The organism is Streptomyces sp. NPDC031132, from assembly GCF_055570595.1.
This window is the reverse complement of sequence record NZ_JBVIGX010000012.1, coordinates 42706-59148: the sequence shown is the minus strand read 5'-3', so window position 1 is coordinate 59148 and position 16443 is coordinate 42706. Positions and strand designations below refer to the sequence as shown.

Sequence of the window (16443 nt, the reverse complement as noted above, 5' to 3'; positions counted from 1 at the left end):
GTGGAGGACGTGGTTGTCGTGCAGCCGCAGTCCGGGCCGCATGCACCGCCGTCCGGTGCTGGTCACCATGAGCTGATGACCGGCGCGTCGGGCTCGTGCTGCCGCCAGGCCTCGTTGAGGCGCGCGAGCCGGTCCGCGGCGGCAATGCCGCGCAGGGACGCGACCTTTCCGCCGCTGACTTCGAACGCCACGGCGCCCACGACCCGCCCCTCGATCACGGCGAGGACGGCCGGGGAGCCGTTGACCAGCGCGATATGGAACGCCGGGGAGCCGCCGGCCAGCCGCCGCTTCGCCGGCGTGGGCTTGAAGCCGATCCGCACAAGGGAGGCGACTCGCTCGGGCGTCGTGTACTTCAGTAGCCGCCTGGCCAGTCCGGCACCGTCCGAGACCGCGGTCGCGTCGGCGGTGAGCATCGCCACCAGGCGGTCGGTGCGCCCCGACGCGGCGGCGGCGAGGAACTCCTCGACGATCCGCCGCGCTGACGCGGGGTCCACCTCGCCGCCGCCGCGGCGCTCGGCGGTGACCCGGCGTCGTGCCCGGTGGACGTGCTGCTGGCTCGCGGACTCGGTGATGTCGAGGATCCCGGCGATATCGGCGTGGGGGTACGAGAAGGCCTCACGCAGGACGTACGCGGCCCGCTCGACGGGCGAGAGGCGCTCCAAGAGCGTCAGTACGGCCAACGACACCGATTCGCGCTGCTCGAAGGTGTCGGCCGGGCCCAGCATCGGATCGCCTTCGAGGAGGGGCTCGGGCAGCCAGGCACCGGCCGCACGCTCGTGGCGCGCCTGCGCCGAGCGGAGCCGGTCGAGGCAGAGGTTGGTGACGACCTTGGTCAGCCACGCCTCCGGCACCTCGACCTGTTCACGGTCTGCAGCCTGCCAGCGCAAGAACGTGTCCTGCACGGCGTCCTCGGCGTCGGCGGCCGAGCCGAGCAGACGGTACGCGAGCGAGGCCAGCCGGCCCCGGCCGGCCTCGAACCGATCAATGGCTGCGTTGTCCATGCGCGCCAGCCTAGGCGGCGGCCCTCACACCGGACCGGTCAGGTTCGGTGGCCAGGCGGCGCTTGCGCTTCGGCATGCCGAAGGTCGGGTGGTCGATGCCCCACCCGGCCCCCTTGAGCACACTGGCCTTGAGCCGCGCGGCGGTCCGGCCGCCCAGGTACCAGGACTTGGGCCGGACGTTCCCGTCCACCATCTGGAAGATCGCGTCGCGCCGTCCGAGGCTGATGTGGTTGCCGTGGTACTTCAGCCCGGTGGCCGGGACCTCGCCGCCCGTCAGGCGCGCGATGATCGCGGCGGTCGCCTGCATGTTGGTGAGGCCGGCCGAGGCGCAGGACATCGGCAGCGGCAGGCCGTTCTCGCCGATCGCGTAGGCGCAGTCACCGGCGGCGTAGACGTCCGGGTGCGAGACCGAACGCATGGTGCGGTCGACGACGATCTGGCCGGTCTCGGCGACCTCCAGGCCGCCGGCCGCCGCGATGGGGTGCACGGCGAAACCGGCCGACCACACGGTCACGTCGGCCGGGATGACCGTGGCGTCGGCGGCGATCGCCCTCGTCGGCTCGACGGCTTCGATTGCGGTGTGCTCGTGGACGGTGATGCCGAGCCGGTCGAAGGTCTGGCGCAGGTGGCGGCGGGCCTTCGGAGAGAGCCAGGCGCCCAGCTCGCCGCGCGCGGCGAGTGCGATCGAGAGGTCGGGCCGGGACTCGGCGAACTCGGTGGCGGTCTCGATGCCGGTCAGCCCCTCGCCGACGACCAGCACGGTGCCCCCCTCGCCCAGGCGGGCCAGGCGCTCGCGCAGTCGCAGCGCCGAGGTCCGGCCGGTCACGTCGAAGGCGTACTCGGCCACGCCGGGGACGCCATGGTGGGCGACGGTGCTGCCGAGCGCGTAGAGAAGGGTGTCGTAGGCGACCTCGCCGTCGCCGTCCTCGCCGGTCACGGCAACGGCCCTGCGCCCGGGGTCGACGCCGGTGACGCGCGCCAGGCGCAGGCGCACCCCGGTGCCCGCGAATACGTCGGCGAGCTTGCGGACCGCGAAATCCTGGCCGGCCGCGATCTGGTGGAGCCGCATCCGCTCCACGAAGTCGGGCACGGCGTTGACGATGGTGATCTCGACGTCGGCGGGCGAAAGCCGACGAGCCAGGTTTCCGGCGGCGAAGGCCCCGGCGTATCCGGCGCCGAGGACGACGATGCGGTGCTTCATGGCGATACTCCCGTCTCGTTTGCGTGCCCCTTGAACGAGACGGCGCCCCGATTGCTGACAGGAGCCAGGTGTGATGCGGGTCACTGGGTGAGAGGAGCGGCTGAGTCTCCGTCCGGAACTCGGTGGCCCCGTTCCCGCGTCATGGGACAGCGTTTGTCGACGAGTTTGGGAGGAGTCGGTGATCCGATTGCCCTCTACCGTTCGCGAGTTCTCACAGCAGCGTGGCCTCGGTCGGGTCGTGCGCTCTGGGCGTGCTGTCGGTGCCTGAAGCTAGGGTCCACCTGTGAGTGACTATTACGACCTGTTCCTGGCTGTGGACCTGTCTCCGGATCTGCCCGAGGCGACGTTGCACGAGCTGAGGTGGCTCCTGGGGGAGGCAGAGGCTCCATCGACTCTGGAGTCGGCTGACTGGGAGTCATGGGGGGACCCGTGGGCAGTTTTCGACGGTGGCTCTGCGAGCCGGTCGTTCGGCGGGGTGGACACCTCGATGCTGCTCCGTGCCGTGGACAGGCCGAACCTGGACGGGAGCGTGCCGTGGGCTCTGACCGTCCGGACATGTGTCCACGACGACGAGTTCGGGGTGGTGATGCAGGTCGTCGAGTGGATGCTCCAGCTGGCGACCACGCAAGGATGGGTCGGATTCCTGCGCTACTCGGGTTGGGATGAGATCCAGCATGTCGTGCGGCACGAGGGCGGTTTCGAGGTTGTAGACGTGCGCACGACCAGGAAGCAGATCAGTGTGTCCTGGTCGTAGGCATGGCCCGCGCGCGGGCTGGCCATCTGAAACGGGCCGGATGGTTCAGATGGCGGCGGTAGTAGCAGTTGGCGCTGAGATTGATCGTGGCTCGTGGGCGGTGATCCGCTAGCGCCCCAGTATGACCGGTCAGTTCACCGATGGCCTCCCTCGATCGAGGGAGTACCCTCTCCCGCCTTCTCGCGATGCGCATCCGCGACCCGGAAGCCAGGATCGTTCTCCGAACAGTTGACCGGAGGACGTTTGATGAGCACGCAACGAATAGAGAAGCCGCCGCAGCACACGACATCGACCAACGGCCTGGCCGGGGCTGCCATGGTGCTCGGGGTCATCGGCTTGAGCACGTCGATCTTCTTCATTGGCGGCCTGTTCGGCGGCATCGGTCTGATCCTGGGCATCGTTGCCTTGACGACGGCCAAGCGGACCGGCATCGGCCGGGGCAAGGCCCTCACCGGCGTGGTGACGTCGGCCATCGCGATCGTGGTGTCAGTCCTGGTCGCCGTCTTCTTCGTCTGGTACGCCAACAAGACGCAGGAGTGCTACCGACCCGACAGTTTCCAGCAGTACGAGCAGTGCGTCCACCAGCAGCTCACCGGGAATTGACTGGCGACGGGCGACTTCCCAACAAGGACGGCATCACCGTGCGAAACGCACGGATTGCCTCTCTCATGGCCGTCAGCACCGTGTCGGCATTCCTTTCGGCACTTACGCTGCAGCGACCTCTGGAGCGTCGAGGCGGTGCTGAACCCCCTGCCCCAGGTCCACTGGCGCAACTCCGGCGCCGTCGGCGACGTGCTGGCAACCCCGGCACCGGCGGCCGGGCTTCCCGAGAGCTCGTACCCGGGACGCTGTGTGGTTCACCCCGAGCAGGTGACTGAGTACCCCAGCTGGGACCTTCGTGACGAGCTCCACGACGTACTCAGAGGCCGCTTCGACGCACTGCTCGCCGAAACCGGCCTGCGGTACTCCCACCACCTCGCGGAGGCACCAGGGATCAAGCTGGGCGGCTACCCGGGGTGGACCCAGGAACCGGTATGGCCCGACTGCGAAGGGTGCGGCAGCCGGATGGAGCACGTCTTGACTGTGCGCGCAGGATCTGACCGCCGCCGGCCTCGGTCCAGCCGCCTGAGCCTGACCTCGGATGTCGCCCGTTCAATCATGGAGCAATACCGGCAGGACCCGGGATGCCGCACAACAGTCAGCCATCGAGCCAGTCGCCGACGACGGCGCTTGCGGCGTATCCCACGCTGTTCCACAGGAAGTGCGGGTGGGCGCAGCCGAACATGGAGGCGAGCAGCGCGGTGTCCTCCTTCCAGGTCGGTGGCTGGCCCAGCAGGTGAAACAGCTCGGCACCGACGACTCCTGAGTCGATCTGTACGTCGCGGGCACCCCGGCCACCGTTCAGGGGTGCGGCGACGGCGGCGACGTAGGTGCGGCGCAGGATCTCCCAGACGGTGTCGACATCGCCGTGCCACTCACCGTGCAGGGCCTCGAAGGCGCCAGCTCCGTGTGCAGAAGCTCCGAGACCTGCTCCGATCAGGAGGAGGTGCATGGGAGGTCGGCCAGGGACAGGCGCTGCGTTTCGGTACACGTACGGCCGCCCCGGGCAGACTGCTGGTGCAGTGGCGTTACGCCGGTGAATTGGGCGCCCCGTGCGGGTGAACCTGGCGTCGGGGGCCTGTCTCCGGCGGTGTTGCAGCGGATACAACCGCCCCATGATGATCATGATGCGGGCCGCCATCGCTGCCACTGCTCTTCTCGCCCTGCCCCTGCCCCTGCCCCTGCCCCGCCACCACCGCGCACGCGGCCGCCCGACCCGTGGCCGCGGCCGTGTCGCAGGTCCTGCCGCTCGGGATGGCGGTTTCCGCGCTGCCGTTCGCGCTCGAGAACCGTACGAATTACCAGCGCTCGAGCTTCAAGTACTGGAACGTCGGCGACCTCCCGGACGACGGCTGCAACGCCCGCCAGGAAGTCCTGCTCTCCGAGGCGGTCGATTACCCGGAGATCGGGCCGGGCTGCGCGTTGAGCGGGGGTATGGGGTTGTCGTACTAGGAAGAGGTCACCGTCACCGACGCGTCCCGCATCGACATCGACCACATGGTGCCGCTCGCGGAGGCTTGGGAATCGGGCACCAGTTCGTAGATCGCCCAGAGGCGTGAGGCGTACGCGAACGACCAGGGCCGGCTCGCCTTGCTGGTGGCGGTGACGGCGGCCATGAACCGCGGCAAGGGTGACGAGGATCCCGCGCAGTGGCCGCCTCCGGCGCCGGACGCGCTGTGCCGGTACGGCGCGGAGTGGACCGCGACCAAGCTCCGCTGGGGCCTGGCCGCTGACGGGGCGGAGCGAGAGCGGCTGCTGGACATCGCTGCCGGCTGCGGCGCAACGGTGGTGAAGTCCACGCCTGCCCCGTAGTCCAGGGGGGCGAGCCCTTTTCGCTGCCCCTCAGGCCGTTGTTCCGGCAGGCGCAGGCGCACAGTGGTGGCGGGGAGCCCCGTGGGAGGGCCAGCCGTCGCCGCTGGTCTCGACGGCCGCCGCGCACAGGGGGTCGGCCATGGCCAGGTCGAAGGCGTGCCGCCGCCTGGGTCGCCTCGCGGACACGAATCAGCAGCTCCTCGCCCGTATCCCGGCTGCCCGACGTCGAATTCACGCAGGTTGCCGGCGTTCATGCGCGGCGGGGATTTTCGCCGTCACAGTGGACGGGGCCAGTTCACTGGCGCGATTACATGACAAGTAATCAGTAGCGGTTGAATCGGCGTAATTCCCCTATGATTTCGGCATGTGGCGCTGACATATTCGTGCCCGGGTTGCCTCGCTCATCTCGTGGCACTCATCAGAGGGGAAGGCAGGAATATGGCCAAATTCAGGTACGGAACCGCGGCGTCGGCGGTCGTGCTGGCTGCTTTAGGGTCGCTCGCGGCCGCGGGAGGTACGGCTCACGCGGAAGCGGGTCAGGACAACATCGGCATGCTGAAGCAGGAGAAGACCCAGTGGTGCTGGGTCGCCTCTGGGCTCACCATCGCCAAGTTCCAGGGCTTCGGATCCACACAGACGGACTTCTGCAACCGGGCCCAGCCCTACTACGGCTGCAACAACCAGCCCGCCACGCTCGACGACATGGCCAGGGGCTGGAGCAGTCTCGGCCTGACCCACACTGGCTCGGGCTTGAACAGCGCGGCCACCTTCAGCCAGGTCTACACCGACGTGAAGGCGGCCCGGCCGATCGGCGCCCGCATCGGGTGGGCGTCCGGTGGCGGCCACATGAACGTGGTCTACGGCTTCGACACGTCGAACAACACGATCGGCGTGGCCGACCCGTGGCCGGACACCACCACGTATACGTGGTGGAACTACAACGACTATGTGAGTAACAGCTCGTCGAAGTGGACCCATTCCCGCATCGGTATCTCCCGCTAAGGCAGGCGACATGCGCCACACCGAAATGTCCGGCAAGCGGGCGGGCTCTCGCTACTGCCGCCTGTCCATCGTCATTGCACTGAGTGCATCCGCACTGCTGTCCGTCGTCGGTCCGGCTCATGCCGCTCCGGCCAAGGACCCTCTCCCGGCAGATATCCCCGACTACCAGGCCGCCCTCAACGCGGTGAAGTCCACCGACGTCAAAAACGCCGTCTGCCGCTTCCTGCGCACTCCGGTGCCCACCGGCGGCGCAGGCGGCCCGGTGCAGACGATCCCCGAGACGGCCGAGCCGTGCCAGGGCCTCCCCCTCTTCACGATCAAGGACCCGCTGGCACGGAACGAGATCACCGCCGGGTTCGTCGCGGGCACCGCCAAGCCACTGCCCACCGAGGCGATCAAGCTGACGCAGCTGGTCTCCTCGCTGAGCACCACCGTCAACGGCCGCAACGCGACCGTCATGCTCGCCCCCACCCAGGGCGGCGGCTGGCACCTGGCGGCCATCCGCGACGGCGACAGCGACGCCACCTACGCCGGCAAGGCGACCCTGGGCACGCTGGTCTTCACCGAACCGCAGATCCGCGGCTGGTACCAGCTCAAGCTCACCACCGTGGAGCCACTCAACGACGAGGCCCGCCAAGGCCTGGGCGGCCAGGCATCGGTGTCGCTCAGCGACTACCAGAACCTGGTCAAGGCCCGCTACGCCGACAAGCTGCCCGGCATGCAGTACGACACCAACGGCTACTCCAGCGGCTACAGCTCCCCGCCCAGGACGGACAACACCTCCTCCTCCCTGCTCCTTGCCGGCGGTTCCAGCGCGGCACTCGCCCTCGCGGGCGGCGCCGCCATCCTCCGCCGACGCCGGCGCGCAAGCACTGGCTGAAGACGACCCGCACGCCGCTCCCTCCGTCCCGGCCTGGGCAGCCAGGCGGGACGGAGCTTCGACTGGCCATGTCCTGCGCCGCCCAAGCAGCACTCGGCGCCGGGCTGCAGGGGGCGGCATACGGCAGCAGCAGCCGGGTCTGCTCATCTCCGTCGGGTGAGGCTTCGTCGCTCAGGGACGAGCGCCTGAACGGCACGCTTCTGACCCGGACTTCCTTCGAAGAGGCGGCCTATCCCTCGTCGACCTCCTGGTCCATGGCTTCGTTGGCGCGGTCGATCTCGGCCATGTGCTCCTCCGCCCAGGACCGCAGCCCCGCAAGTGCGGCTTCCAGGGACAGCCCGAGTCCGGTGAGTCGGTAGAAGACCCGCGGCGGTACGGTCGGTTCGACCCGACGCGACACCAGCCCGTCGCGGGTCAGGCTTCGCAGCGTCACGGACAGCATCTTCTGCGAGACGCCGGGCATCCGGCGTCTCAGCTCTGCGAAGCGCACCTCGTCCGGTGCGGCATCGGCGAGCGTCTTGACGGCCATGGACGTCCACTTCGTACCGATGCGGTCCAGCAACTGCCGCGTCGGGCAGTGGGGATCGAACAGATCGCCGCGTATCCCACGACCGGCGGCCCGGGCTCCTCGGGTGGTCACCTGTGACTCACCACCTTCCCTGAAAGTGCCGTCTAGGAAGCGGTCGGACAGTTACCTATCGTTTCTGCGGTCACCAATGGTAACCAGCCGGAGGAGCCGTCATGCCCGTCCCCACCGCACACCAACTGCGTCTCATCGCGACGAACGGCGTCCAACTCAACGTCGCAATCGCCGGGGAAGGACCCGCAGTTCTCCTGCTGCACGGCTTCCCGCACACCTGGCAACTCTGGAGCGGCATCATGGGCCGACTGGCTGGACGGTACCGGGTCATCGCCCCGGACCTGCGAGGCGTCGGTGCCAGTGAACGTGCCGTCGAGGGTTACGACGCAGGCACCCTGGCCGCCGACGTCGAAGGGCTGCTCGACGCACTCGGCGAGCCCTCGGCAGCGGTAGTCGCCATCGATGCGGGCACTGCCCCCGCCGTCCTGCTCGCGCTGCGCCGGCCCGGCCTCGTCCGGCGCCTGGTCGTGATGGAGGCACTGCTCGGCCGCCTGTCCGGAGTCGAACACGTCGTCGGGGGCGGCGCCCCGTGGTGGTTCGGCTTCCACGCAGTCCCCGGCCTCGCCGAGACCGTCCTGGCCGGCAACGAGGCCCCGTACATCGACTGGTTCCTCGACTCGGGGACGCTCGGGCGGGGAGTACCCGACGACGTCCGTGCGGCATTCGTTCACGCGTACACCGGGAGCGAGGCCCTTCGCTGCGCGTTCTCCTATTACCGGGCCCTGTCCACCAGTGCGCAGCAGATCCAGGACGCCGTCGGGACGGCTCGGCTGACCATGCCCACCATGGCCGTCGGCTCTCACCCCGTCGGCACCGGGCTCGAACGCCAACTCCGTCCCATCGCCGATGACCTGGTCGGACACCATCTCCAGGACTGCGGCCACATCATCCCCCTCGACCGCCCCGACGCATTGTTCGCGCTCCTTGCTCCCTTCCTGTCCGCCGATCTGCCGAAGTGACGGGAGCGGGGCCGAAGGATCACGGTCGGCGGTTCGGGCGTCCCAGAGGTGAGTCGTCCAGGACCGCCGGATCACGCTGCGCACGGTGACTGTGTCGGCGAGGTCGAAGACGCTAGGCCAGCAGGCGTGATGGAACTGCCCCGCCCCGGCGTCTACGACGGTCACGCGTCATGGCGCGGACGAGAGGCCACGGCCGCGTACTACGACAGGTGTCTCCAGCGCGCCGTCGATGAGCAATGGGGCGCGGAACAGATCGGATCAGCGTGGAAACAGTGCTCCACGGCTGAGCAGTACACCCTCGACCTCTGGTTCGTGAGGGAATCCGAACCTGAAGACGAGGACGACGCATAGTCTTGGGGTTTTCTTCCCCCGAACACCAGATGGGCCCGTGGCTTCTGTCTGGCCGAAGCCTGCGGCTGCCAGGCCCCGCTGCTCACGGAGCTGAGCGAAGTCTTGACGGAGGCTGCTCGAGCCCCCGAGTCGTAGTCGCTCGGGTGCCTGCGGGCTACCGGGGCACGACCGTGACGCCGCGTCCTTCGAGGAGTTGCACGATTTCCTCGAAGTAGGAGAGCTGGCCCTCCGGATCCTCCGCAACGTCCGCGAGTGCGCGGCGTGCTCAGCGACTTGGTGGCCGAGTCTGTGCATCACGACACCTGTGGTGCTAGCGCTCGATCCGGCAATTCGATAATTCGCTGTGTGGGGCGCTTCTGCTGTGCGCGGTCTCACGTCCCTTGCTGCTGCGTGCGCCTCTATGCCAGGCCCGTTTGCGACAGGCGGGAGAACAGTACGTTGCCGAGGAAGCATGTTCGACGCCAGTGGTTCAGGACACCCCACACTCCGGGCAGGTGGCAGCTCTGGCACCCTGCACCGCCTGGGCGCTCGCGCCTGCCCGCCGCGTCCGCCGCGAGTGCCGCGAACGGCACACCGACGTGCAGAACACGCCGCCGCCTTCACCGTCGGCATCGGTGGGCCACCACAGTCATGGCAGAGCTGCGGCCCGGGATCGTCGTCCGTGACCACGACCAGCCTCAGCCAGGGCGCTCCATCCCTGCCCACGGGACCACCATGGGGGCCCAGTCATGGCAAGCCGAAATGCCGTGGAGCCCACCTGCGTGGCGTGGAATGATCTTGGCGACTGCTGACGAAAGGGAAGGCTGAAGACGTGTACGTACCGTCATCTGCACGAGCTCTCGATGATGACGAGCGTGAGCTCGTGGAGCTGGCACGCCGCACCATAGACGCGCATACGGACGCCGGGCCCGACGAAGACGGGATCCACACGATGGGGGCTGCGGTCATGGCCGCCGACTACCGGATGTTCGCCGGCGTGAACCTCTACCACTTCACCGGCGGACCGTGCGCCGAACTCGTGGCTCTGGGAGCCGCACGAGCCCAGGGCGCCCGCCAGATGCGCTGCATCGTTGCCGTGGGAAACCACGGGTGGGGGGTCATCGGCCCGTGCGGGCGCGATCGGCAGGTCTTCGTGGACTACCACCCCACCATGCGCGTCATCGTGCCTACGCCCGCCGGGCCCAGGTCGGTTCTCGCCGCCGACCTGATGCCGCTGACTCAGCGATGGACCCCGGAAGGCATGAACGGTCTCGACCCATCGCTCTACCAAGACCCCGAGACGGCCGGTCCCCCGATCATCCGGTTCAACCCCCGCTACCTTAAAGACGTCCGCTCTGGCGCCAAGACCAAGACCACGCGCTTCCGGGACCCGGCCCAGCTCGGGCCGGCACGGCTGGTGTTTGAAAGCGACCCCGAAGTCGTCCTGCCGGCAGAGGTGACCGGCATCAGGCACTGCCTGGTCAGCGCCCTCACCAACCAGGACGCCCAAGCCGAGGGGCTGACGACCGCAACCGAACTCCGGGAAGGCCTCAAGGGCCACTACCCAGATCTGGCGGGAACCGACGAAGTCGACGTAATCACCTTCCAGATCAACGACAAGACAGGCGCCGCTTAAACCGCGGAGGCACCAGCGACGACTGGGACGACCGCGGCAGCCATGAAGACGACCGAAGCAGCGAAGAAGACGGCGCCAGCGACCAAGACTCTGCAGCTGGTCGACGCATGATGACGCCCGACCGGTTGGGGCGGGATGCGGCCAAGGACCATGCCAGTGAGTTCTTGCTGCGGGGGTGGTCGCCCCCGCAGAGCAATCCGGCTATCCGGATGCTGATGAGTTGAGGGCACGAGTCAGCTCTCGGTTGGTTGGGCGAGCGGCCTCCAGCTCCTCCGTTCGCTCGTTGAGCGCCCCTTTCGTGTGGGGGAGAAGTTGTTCTAGCAGCGTGATGCGTCGTTGGAGCTGGTCGATGTCGACAGGTGCCCCGAGCCCGGAAGGTGAGACGACAGTGGGTTCTCCAGCTGGCGAACCCGTGCTGCCAGTCGCCGGCCGCCGCGTTCGAGCGCGTTCGCGAGGTCGGTCTGGAGCGATTCCACTCTCAGCGCCAGGAGGGATGCCCCTCGGCGCCGCCGCCGGTGGTGAGCGTACGCTCGCCGGTCTTGTCCGAGCGCACGGCCCAGATCACGGGCTTCTCGTACGGGCCGCGGACGAAGGCCACCCACGTGCCGTCGACGGACCAGGCGGGGTCCATCTCGTGGGCGCTGGTGGCGACCAGTTCACGATCGTTGCTGCCGTCGGCGTCCACGAGGCGGATGTCGCCCTGGGTGCCCGTGCCGTAGGCCCCCGCCGTGTAGGCGAAGGTGGAGCCGTCGGGTGACCACACCGGGTCGAGTGCCGGATGGGGCAGCCGGGTCACCTGCTGTGGGGCGCGGCTCGGGGCGGCGGGGTCGACCAGATGGATCTGCCAGTTCTCGGGCGCCGTCTGCAGACAGACCGCGATGCTCTTGCCGTCCGGCGACCACGCGGGATCCTCGACCTGGCTCCCGCCCGAGGTGAGCTGGCGGGCCGTGCCGTCGGCGACGCCGACCACGAAGAGCTGCTGGACACCGTCCTTCTTGCGGAGCACGGCGAGCTGGCTGCCGTCCGGCGACCAGGACACCCTGCCGCCGGCGACGGAGGTGATCCGCCGAGCGTTCGAACCGTCGGCGTTGGCGGTCCAGACGGCCGTGCCCTCGGGTGTGCTGCGGGTGAACGCGAACGACCTGCGGTCAGGAGACCACTGGGGCAGGGCGTCGCATGCGCCTTCGCCCCCTGCGATGAGCCCCACGGGCTTCTCCATCGCGGCGTCCCGGCGGGCGATGACGCTGTGGCAGGTCCCGGGCGAGCCCGGGGCGGTGTCCTGCCGGATCAGCAGGGGATCGTCCGGGAACGGGGCAGGGGCAGGGGCGGATCCGGTGGGCGTGGCGGCGCCGGGCTTGGAATTGTCCTTGGTGGAGTCGCTCCAGGGCTGCCACACGTACAGGCCGCCGACGACCGCGAGAGAAGCCACGAGCACCGCTGCCACCACCGCGCGACGCCGCCGGGGCCTCTCTGCATCCGCCTGCGGCACCTGCGCAGGGGTGGGGGCGGGGGAGAGCCGCGCTGCGGGTCCCGTCACGGTGCGCGGCTGTTCCGTCCGGGGCTCCGCGACGACCGGCGGGACGGCGTCCGGTACCGCGAGGTCCTGCGCCGTGTCCGACGGGCCGTTCGGCACGGTGGGACGCACCGCCGGTTCCGGGGGCGGGAGCAGTTGCGTTGCCGCCTCCGGCAGCCAGGAGCCACCGTCTGGGTGGCGGACGGTGAGAGCGTCGAGGAAGGCGGACGGGGTGGGCCGCGCCGCCGGGTCCTTGGCCAGGCAGGCGCCGATGGCTTCGCGGAGTTCACCGGGCACCGCGGTCAGGTCCGGCTCCTCGTAAACCACTTTGAAGTGCCTGGCCGCGGAGGGGCCGTCACCGAAGGGGGCGCCGCCCGCCGCCTGGGTGAGCACCACCCCCAGAGCGAACATGTCGACCGCAGGGGTGACCGCGCCACCACCGGTGAGCTGCTCGGGTGCCAGGAATCCCGGCGTGCCGACCTGCAGCCCGGTCTGTGTCAGGGACGTTCCGTCCAGGGCGCGCGCAATGCCGAAATCGATGACGCGCGGCCCGTCCTCCGCGACGATGATGTTCGCGGGCTTGAGATCGCGGTGGATGACCCCCGCTCGGTGGATCGCCTCGAGCGCCTCGGCCAGGCCGGCCGCCAGGACGGTGAGCGTGTCCAGAGGCAGCGATCCGACGCGCGCGAGTACCGCTTGCAGGGTGGGACCGGGCACGAAGGCCGTCACCAGCCAGGGCGGCTCCCCGTCCGGGTCGGCGTCGACCACGGGCGCGGTGTGGAAGCCGCCGACCCGCCGCGCGGCCGCGACCTCGTCGGCGAACCTGCGCTTGAACCCGGGCTCGGTGCTCAACTCGGGACGTACGACCTTGACGGCGACAGCACGGCCGGACTGGGAACGGCCCAGGTAGACCACGCCCATGCCCCCCTGGCCGAGCCGTCCCACCAGCCGGTAGCGGCCCTCGCCGAGCGAGGTGGGATCCCCCGTTTCGAGCGGCTTCACATGTCCCCCGTTTCACACCTTGCGCAATGAACAGCCTCTCCCTACCCGTCGCGCCGTCCACCAGTCAAGCGAGGCCCATGCGGGGACCCGACACGGGTGCCCTTGGCAACCAGTACCCCTGGGCCGCGTACCCGGCCGACTCACTCCAGACTATCGGTGCCCGCCTGCGCCCGGAGGCCCAACGCAGCGTTCACGAGCGCTCCTCCGCTTTGGTGTCCGCGGCGGGGTCACGCTGGACAGGGACGGTGTCCGCGAACGCGGCTGCCTGGATCAGGTAGGCGTCCCGGAAGTCCCCTGTGCCGGTTTCCTCGTCCATGAGTTCAGGTGTGCCTTCGGCACGGTCGACAGCGGCGCCGAGGAACGCCGCGGTGAGGAGCTGTTCGGCCAACACCTTGCAAGCAGCCAGGGTGCTGCTGGAAGACGCGTCTTATGTTGAGCAGTCTGTGCGGCTTGATCCCGGCTCCGCTTGAGGGAAGGCCGATCCTGACGGCGCGGTGTCTCTCACGCGCGGCCCTTTTGCAGCGGGTTCGGACGCGCGTGCTTCTGTCATTCTTGGCCCATGTCAGAACCGGCAGACGCAGGCGGAGTGACTGCACCCGCAGCAAGGCGCAAGCTGCTGATCGCGTCCCTGATCTCGCTTGCGGCAGTGGGAATCGGCGTGTTTCACGTCGTCAAACCCGATGTGAAGATCGACAGTATTACCCTGGCGCTCGCAGCCATCGCGGTGGTGCCATGGCTGGGTGACCTCTTCGAGAGCATTGAACTCCCCGGAGGAGCCAAGCTCCAGTTTCGCCAACTGCAAGAGCGCATGAATGCAACGGAGCAGCGCACGGAGGAGGTCCGGCAAGCAGCCGGTGACGCAGCAAGGCAGGCTCGGGTCGCGTTGGTGACCTCGGGTGGCGACTACGGCGCCGACGGCTCAGCGGCGGAGAAGGTCGCTCGGCTCACCCACGAGTTCACGGAGCTGCGGCGGACTGAACCCTCCAGCCCTGGACGGACCTACCGTCAGGAGCAGATTTTCGCCGAGTTGGCGAGGCTCACTCCCCAGTGGGTCGACATGGACCTGCACGCAGCGCTCGGCTCGGACGACGGCGGGACGCGCCTGACCGCATACGCGCGTCTGTACGCGAAGCCGGAGGCCCAGTACCTCAGAGCACTGGCGGACGCGGCCGTTGGGGAGAACATCCACTTCAACCAGTACTGGGCCCTCCAGGCCGTCGGCGTGGTAATCGACGCCGTCGGCGCCGGCAGTGTCGAACTGGCGACGGTGCGCCGTCTGCGCTCGTTTGTTCCACGGCTCCCGGAAGACAGCGACCGGGCCCGGACCCTGCGTGCTGTCCTCACCAGACTGGACGAAGACGCGGCCTGAGCAGACAGCGGAACGCATCCGGGGGAATCCCTGGCTTCCACCCCGTCTGAGCCTGCGGGTCAGGTGAGGTCGCATGGTTCCCAGCCGGGTGGGATTTGGGTAGGCCGATGAGGGCGTCGATGCCGAGGTGTTCGAGGAGGAGCGCTTTGAGGTGTCGGCCGTCGATGAGTTCGAGTCGGTGGCGTGGGGCGAAATCGCGGCTTGTTTTGCCAAACCAGGCGGTGCGGACGACGATGCCTTTGGACGCGACTATGTGCTGGACCACGGCGGCGTGGGCGCGCACGGTGTCGGCAACATGATCAGAGATCAAGATCCGGCATCGCACCGCCAACCATGTACGAGCTCGTTGGTTAGCGCACTCAGCGCACGAAATCCGTTACTGTGCCGTGGTTGTCGGGAGAGGTCAGGCCCCAGAGGATCAGTCCCACGATGATTGCCAGCAGGATCAGCCCCGGCACGTTCTCGGGCCCCCAACCGACGGGCTGCCGAACCTGTGGGCCGGGTGTGGTGTCGTCGCGTGCAGCGTCGGAGTCGGCGCGCTGCCAGGGCGCGACATCGGCCTCACCCCGGGCGATCCGCGCGGCCACGTGGCGTACGTCGGCCGCGTGGTAGGTCGGCTCGCGGGTCAGGTCCGGGGAGGGCGCAGCCGAGGTACGTACGCTGTTGGCCCGCGCCACGGCCGTGATGCTGATCGGCCTGATCTGCGGCCAGAGCTCCCGGACTTCGGCCTTCGTCAGCCAGCCTTCCCCGTCCTGATGCTCCTGCTCGTCCGCTGCCCCCATGCGAAGTCCGCCCCCTCGCTCGCCGATCACCCCTGGCTTGATACCCAGACCGCCGAAAGATCACCCGGCCGGGCAATCACACTCGAACTCACGCCCACTGCGATCGGTATGGCAACCGCTTCCAAGACGTCGCTTCGCACGGCGTGATCCGTGGGAGGGGCCGCCGCTGTCGGGTTGGGGTGCCGCGACACACCGCCCCGCCTCGGCTCACCTGATCTCCGGCCCCGGCATCGTCCACGCCTATTGCCTGAGTTGTCCCCGTTCGCGGTGCTCGAGCAGCGCAGCCCCTACGTTCGGAGGCGACGGATCAGCCGCACCGGATCGGCCCGGTGTTGAGGCGGTAGGTCACTCCGCCCCGGACCAGCGAACCGCTCACGCTGATGCACTGCCCCGCCGAGTCGAACCAGGTGTACAGCGGCCCGGCGTAGTAGTGGTAATTGGCCGGATGCTCCTTCGGCGGGTCAATGGAGTAGTCGCCGCTCTCGTCGAAGATGGCCAGGGTGATGTGTGAGGCGAGGCCGTCGTAGGGGCTGGACCAGAACTTCACGCAGTTCTTTTTGGTCGAACTGTTCCAGTAGGTGCGCGCGTAGCCGCCCCCGTTGCGCCCCGCCGGACTCTTGGCCCAGTACGTGATGCCGTCCCAGCTGCCGGTGCACTGCTCGGCGGCAGGGGCAGCGGCCGGCGCCGCCTGGGCGGTGGGGGAGACAACCAGACCGAGCAGCAGCGCCATGACGCCGACGCCCAACAGCTGTGGTTTGCGTAACCGCTTCTTCAACCGCTTCATCCGCGTCTCCTAGTGGTAGATGCCGTCAACCCGGTTCGTCCAAGCCGTGCTCGGTACGCTGCGCCCCTCATTGACCCGGCACCCGACGTTTCACGAAATCTCCACCGGATTGCGACGCCCCGCCGAGGACTCCTGTCTGGCAACAGTGGCTCGATACGCGCCCACTGCGCGTCAGTCA

The 16443-nt window shown here is 68.8% G+C and carries 20 protein-coding genes; 9 read left to right on the top strand and 11 right to left on the bottom strand.

The genetic code is table 11. The features are described 5' to 3' along the window. Window positions 1-62 precede the first annotated feature (62 nt). Window positions 63-1001 (bottom strand): sigma-70 family RNA polymerase sigma factor, encoded by a 939-nt coding sequence (locus ACZ49B_RS19750; protein ID WP_468307424.1) that lies wholly within the window; start codon window positions 999-1001, stop codon window positions 63-65. A gap of 10 nt (window positions 1002-1011) precedes the next feature. Then, on the bottom strand, window positions 1012-2202 hold the full coding sequence (locus tag ACZ49B_RS19745) for an NAD(P)/FAD-dependent oxidoreductase (RefSeq protein WP_468307422.1): 1191 nt from the start codon (window positions 2200-2202) through the stop codon (window positions 1012-1014). Between the two features lie 283 nt (window positions 2203-2485). Between ACZ49B_RS19745 and ACZ49B_RS19740 the strand changes: the two genes are divergently transcribed. Both ACZ49B_RS19740 and ACZ49B_RS19735 read left to right on the top strand, forming a co-directional pair. Beyond that, window positions 2486-2956: a hypothetical protein gene (locus tag ACZ49B_RS19740; protein WP_468307420.1), complete on the top strand. Its 471-nt coding sequence runs from the start codon at window positions 2486-2488 to the stop codon at window positions 2954-2956. Window positions 2957-3202: 246 nt separating this feature from the next. Continuing rightward, on the top strand, window positions 3203-3559 hold the full coding sequence (locus ACZ49B_RS19735) for a DUF4190 domain-containing protein (RefSeq protein ID WP_468307418.1): 357 nt from the start codon (window positions 3203-3205) through the stop codon (window positions 3557-3559). A gap of 595 nt (window positions 3560-4154) precedes the next feature. On the opposite strand, the gene ACZ49B_RS19730 is transcribed toward ACZ49B_RS19735, so the two are convergent. Beyond that, complete coding sequence (locus tag ACZ49B_RS19730) at window positions 4155-4508, bottom strand: hypothetical protein (RefSeq protein ID WP_468307415.1); 354 nt, start codon at window positions 4506-4508, stop codon at window positions 4155-4157. Between the two features lie 278 nt (window positions 4509-4786). Here ACZ49B_RS19730 and ACZ49B_RS19725 point away from each other — a divergent pair, with 278 nt between their 5' ends. Continuing rightward, window positions 4787-5008 (top strand): hypothetical protein, encoded by a 222-nt coding sequence (locus ACZ49B_RS19725; RefSeq protein ID WP_468307412.1) that lies wholly within the window; start codon window positions 4787-4789, stop codon window positions 5006-5008. Here the strand turns inward: ACZ49B_RS19725 and ACZ49B_RS19720 are convergent. Further along, window positions 5005-5172 (bottom strand): hypothetical protein, encoded by a 168-nt coding sequence (locus ACZ49B_RS19720; RefSeq protein WP_468307410.1) that lies wholly within the window; start codon window positions 5170-5172, stop codon window positions 5005-5007. The genes ACZ49B_RS19725 and ACZ49B_RS19720 overlap by 4 nt on opposite strands. Between ACZ49B_RS19720 and ACZ49B_RS19715 the strand changes: the two genes are divergently transcribed. After that, window positions 5171-5368: a hypothetical protein gene (locus ACZ49B_RS19715; RefSeq protein ID WP_468307407.1), complete on the top strand. Its 198-nt coding sequence runs from the start codon at window positions 5171-5173 to the stop codon at window positions 5366-5368. The genes ACZ49B_RS19720 and ACZ49B_RS19715 overlap by 2 nt on opposite strands. Before the next feature lie 30 nt (window positions 5369-5398). Here ACZ49B_RS19715 and ACZ49B_RS19710 read toward each other — a convergent pair whose 3' ends face one another. Continuing rightward, window positions 5399-5554, bottom strand: a complete 156-nt coding sequence (locus tag ACZ49B_RS19710) for a hypothetical protein (protein ID WP_468307404.1) — start codon at window positions 5552-5554, stop codon at window positions 5399-5401. A gap of 252 nt (window positions 5555-5806) precedes the next feature. On the opposite strand from ACZ49B_RS19710, the gene ACZ49B_RS19705 reads away from it, so the two are divergent. Together ACZ49B_RS19705 and ACZ49B_RS19700 are read left to right on the top strand one after the other, a co-directional pair. After that, window positions 5807-6370, top strand: coding sequence for a papain-like cysteine protease family protein (locus tag ACZ49B_RS19705; protein WP_468307403.1), 564 nt, complete (start codon window positions 5807-5809; stop codon window positions 6368-6370). 10 nt (window positions 6371-6380) lie between these two features. Next, complete coding sequence (locus ACZ49B_RS19700) at window positions 6381-7250, top strand: LPXTG cell wall anchor domain-containing protein (RefSeq protein WP_468307401.1); 870 nt, start codon at window positions 6381-6383, stop codon at window positions 7248-7250. Window positions 7251-7479: 229 nt separating this feature from the next. Here the strand turns inward: ACZ49B_RS19700 and ACZ49B_RS19695 are convergent, their stop codons facing one another. Then, window positions 7480-7890, bottom strand: a complete 411-nt coding sequence (locus ACZ49B_RS19695) for a winged helix-turn-helix transcriptional regulator (RefSeq protein WP_468307400.1) — start codon at window positions 7888-7890, stop codon at window positions 7480-7482. 101 nt (window positions 7891-7991) lie between these two features. Here ACZ49B_RS19695 and ACZ49B_RS19690 point away from each other — a divergent pair, with 101 nt between their 5' ends. Continuing rightward, window positions 7992-8849 carry an alpha/beta fold hydrolase gene (locus ACZ49B_RS19690; protein WP_468307398.1) on the top strand — a complete coding sequence of 286 codons (858 nt, stop codon included), beginning with the start codon at window positions 7992-7994 and terminating at the stop codon, window positions 8847-8849. A gap of 1213 nt (window positions 8850-10062) precedes the next feature. Beyond that, a complete protein-coding gene (locus tag ACZ49B_RS19685) occupies window positions 10063-10815 on the top strand; it encodes an ASCH domain-containing protein (RefSeq protein WP_468307397.1) in 753 nt (250 codons plus the stop codon). Between the two features lie 478 nt (window positions 10816-11293). On the opposite strand, the gene ACZ49B_RS19680 is transcribed toward ACZ49B_RS19685, so the two are convergent. Together ACZ49B_RS19680 and ACZ49B_RS19675 are read right to left on the bottom strand one after the other, a co-directional pair. Then, window positions 11294-13330, bottom strand: a complete 2037-nt coding sequence (locus ACZ49B_RS19680) for a protein kinase domain-containing protein (RefSeq protein WP_468307396.1) — start codon at window positions 13328-13330, stop codon at window positions 11294-11296. A 190-nt stretch (window positions 13331-13520) separates the two neighbouring features. After that, window positions 13521-13718, bottom strand: a complete 198-nt coding sequence (locus tag ACZ49B_RS19675) for a hypothetical protein (protein WP_468307395.1) — start codon at window positions 13716-13718, stop codon at window positions 13521-13523. 198 nt (window positions 13719-13916) lie between these two features. Between ACZ49B_RS19675 and ACZ49B_RS19670 the strand changes: the two genes are divergently transcribed. Then, entirely contained in the window at window positions 13917-14699 is a 783-nt protein-coding gene (locus ACZ49B_RS19670) for a hypothetical protein (RefSeq protein WP_468307393.1), read from the top strand. Here ACZ49B_RS19670 and ACZ49B_RS19665 read toward each other — a convergent pair. The 3 genes from ACZ49B_RS19665 to ACZ49B_RS19655 form a co-directional block, all read right to left on the bottom strand. Then, window positions 14671-14964 carry a restriction endonuclease gene (locus ACZ49B_RS19665; RefSeq protein ID WP_468307763.1) on the bottom strand — a complete coding sequence of 98 codons (294 nt, stop codon included), beginning with the start codon at window positions 14962-14964 and terminating at the stop codon, window positions 14671-14673. The two genes, ACZ49B_RS19670 and ACZ49B_RS19665, sit on opposite strands and share 29 nt — an antisense overlap. A gap of 94 nt (window positions 14965-15058) precedes the next feature. Continuing rightward, window positions 15059-15481: a hypothetical protein gene (locus tag ACZ49B_RS19660; protein ID WP_468307392.1), complete on the bottom strand. Its 423-nt coding sequence runs from the start codon at window positions 15479-15481 to the stop codon at window positions 15059-15061. Window positions 15482-15788: 307 nt separating this feature from the next. Beyond that, window positions 15789-16265, bottom strand: a complete 477-nt coding sequence (locus tag ACZ49B_RS19655; protein WP_468307389.1) for a hypothetical protein — start codon at window positions 16263-16265, stop codon at window positions 15789-15791. Between the last annotated feature and the right edge of the window lie 178 nt (window positions 16266-16443).

What these genes read in the sequence shown, in the direction of transcription:
- ACZ49B_RS19745 (WP_468307422.1), bottom strand. Translation starts at nt 2,202, where the DNA reads ATGAAGCACCGCATCGTCGTCCTCGGCGCCGGATACGCCGGGGCCTTC.
- ACZ49B_RS19655 (WP_468307389.1), bottom strand. Translation starts at nt 16,265, where the DNA reads ATGAAGCGGTTGAAGAAGCGGTTACGCAAACCACAGCTGTTGGGCGTC.
- ACZ49B_RS19660 (WP_468307392.1), bottom strand. Translation starts at nt 15,481, where the DNA reads ATGGGGGCAGCGGACGAGCAGGAGCATCAGGACGGGGAAGGCTGGCTG.
- ACZ49B_RS19705 (WP_468307403.1), top strand. Translation starts at nt 5,807, where the DNA reads ATGGCCAAATTCAGGTACGGAACCGCGGCGTCGGCGGTCGTGCTGGCT.
- ACZ49B_RS19700 (WP_468307401.1), top strand. Translation starts at nt 6,381, where the DNA reads ATGCGCCACACCGAAATGTCCGGCAAGCGGGCGGGCTCTCGCTACTGC.
- ACZ49B_RS19720 (WP_468307410.1), bottom strand. Translation starts at nt 5,172, where the DNA reads ATGGCCGCCGTCACCGCCACCAGCAAGGCGAGCCGGCCCTGGTCGTTC.
- ACZ49B_RS19750 (WP_468307424.1), bottom strand. Translation starts at nt 1,001, where the DNA reads ATGGACAACGCAGCCATTGATCGGTTCGAGGCCGGCCGGGGCCGGCTG.
- ACZ49B_RS19730 (WP_468307415.1), bottom strand. Translation starts at nt 4,508, where the DNA reads ATGCACCTCCTCCTGATCGGAGCAGGTCTCGGAGCTTCTGCACACGGA.
- ACZ49B_RS19715 (WP_468307407.1), top strand. Translation starts at nt 5,171, where the DNA reads ATGAACCGCGGCAAGGGTGACGAGGATCCCGCGCAGTGGCCGCCTCCG.
- ACZ49B_RS19735 (WP_468307418.1), top strand. Translation starts at nt 3,203, where the DNA reads ATGAGCACGCAACGAATAGAGAAGCCGCCGCAGCACACGACATCGACC.
- ACZ49B_RS19690 (WP_468307398.1), top strand. Translation starts at nt 7,992, where the DNA reads ATGCCCGTCCCCACCGCACACCAACTGCGTCTCATCGCGACGAACGGC.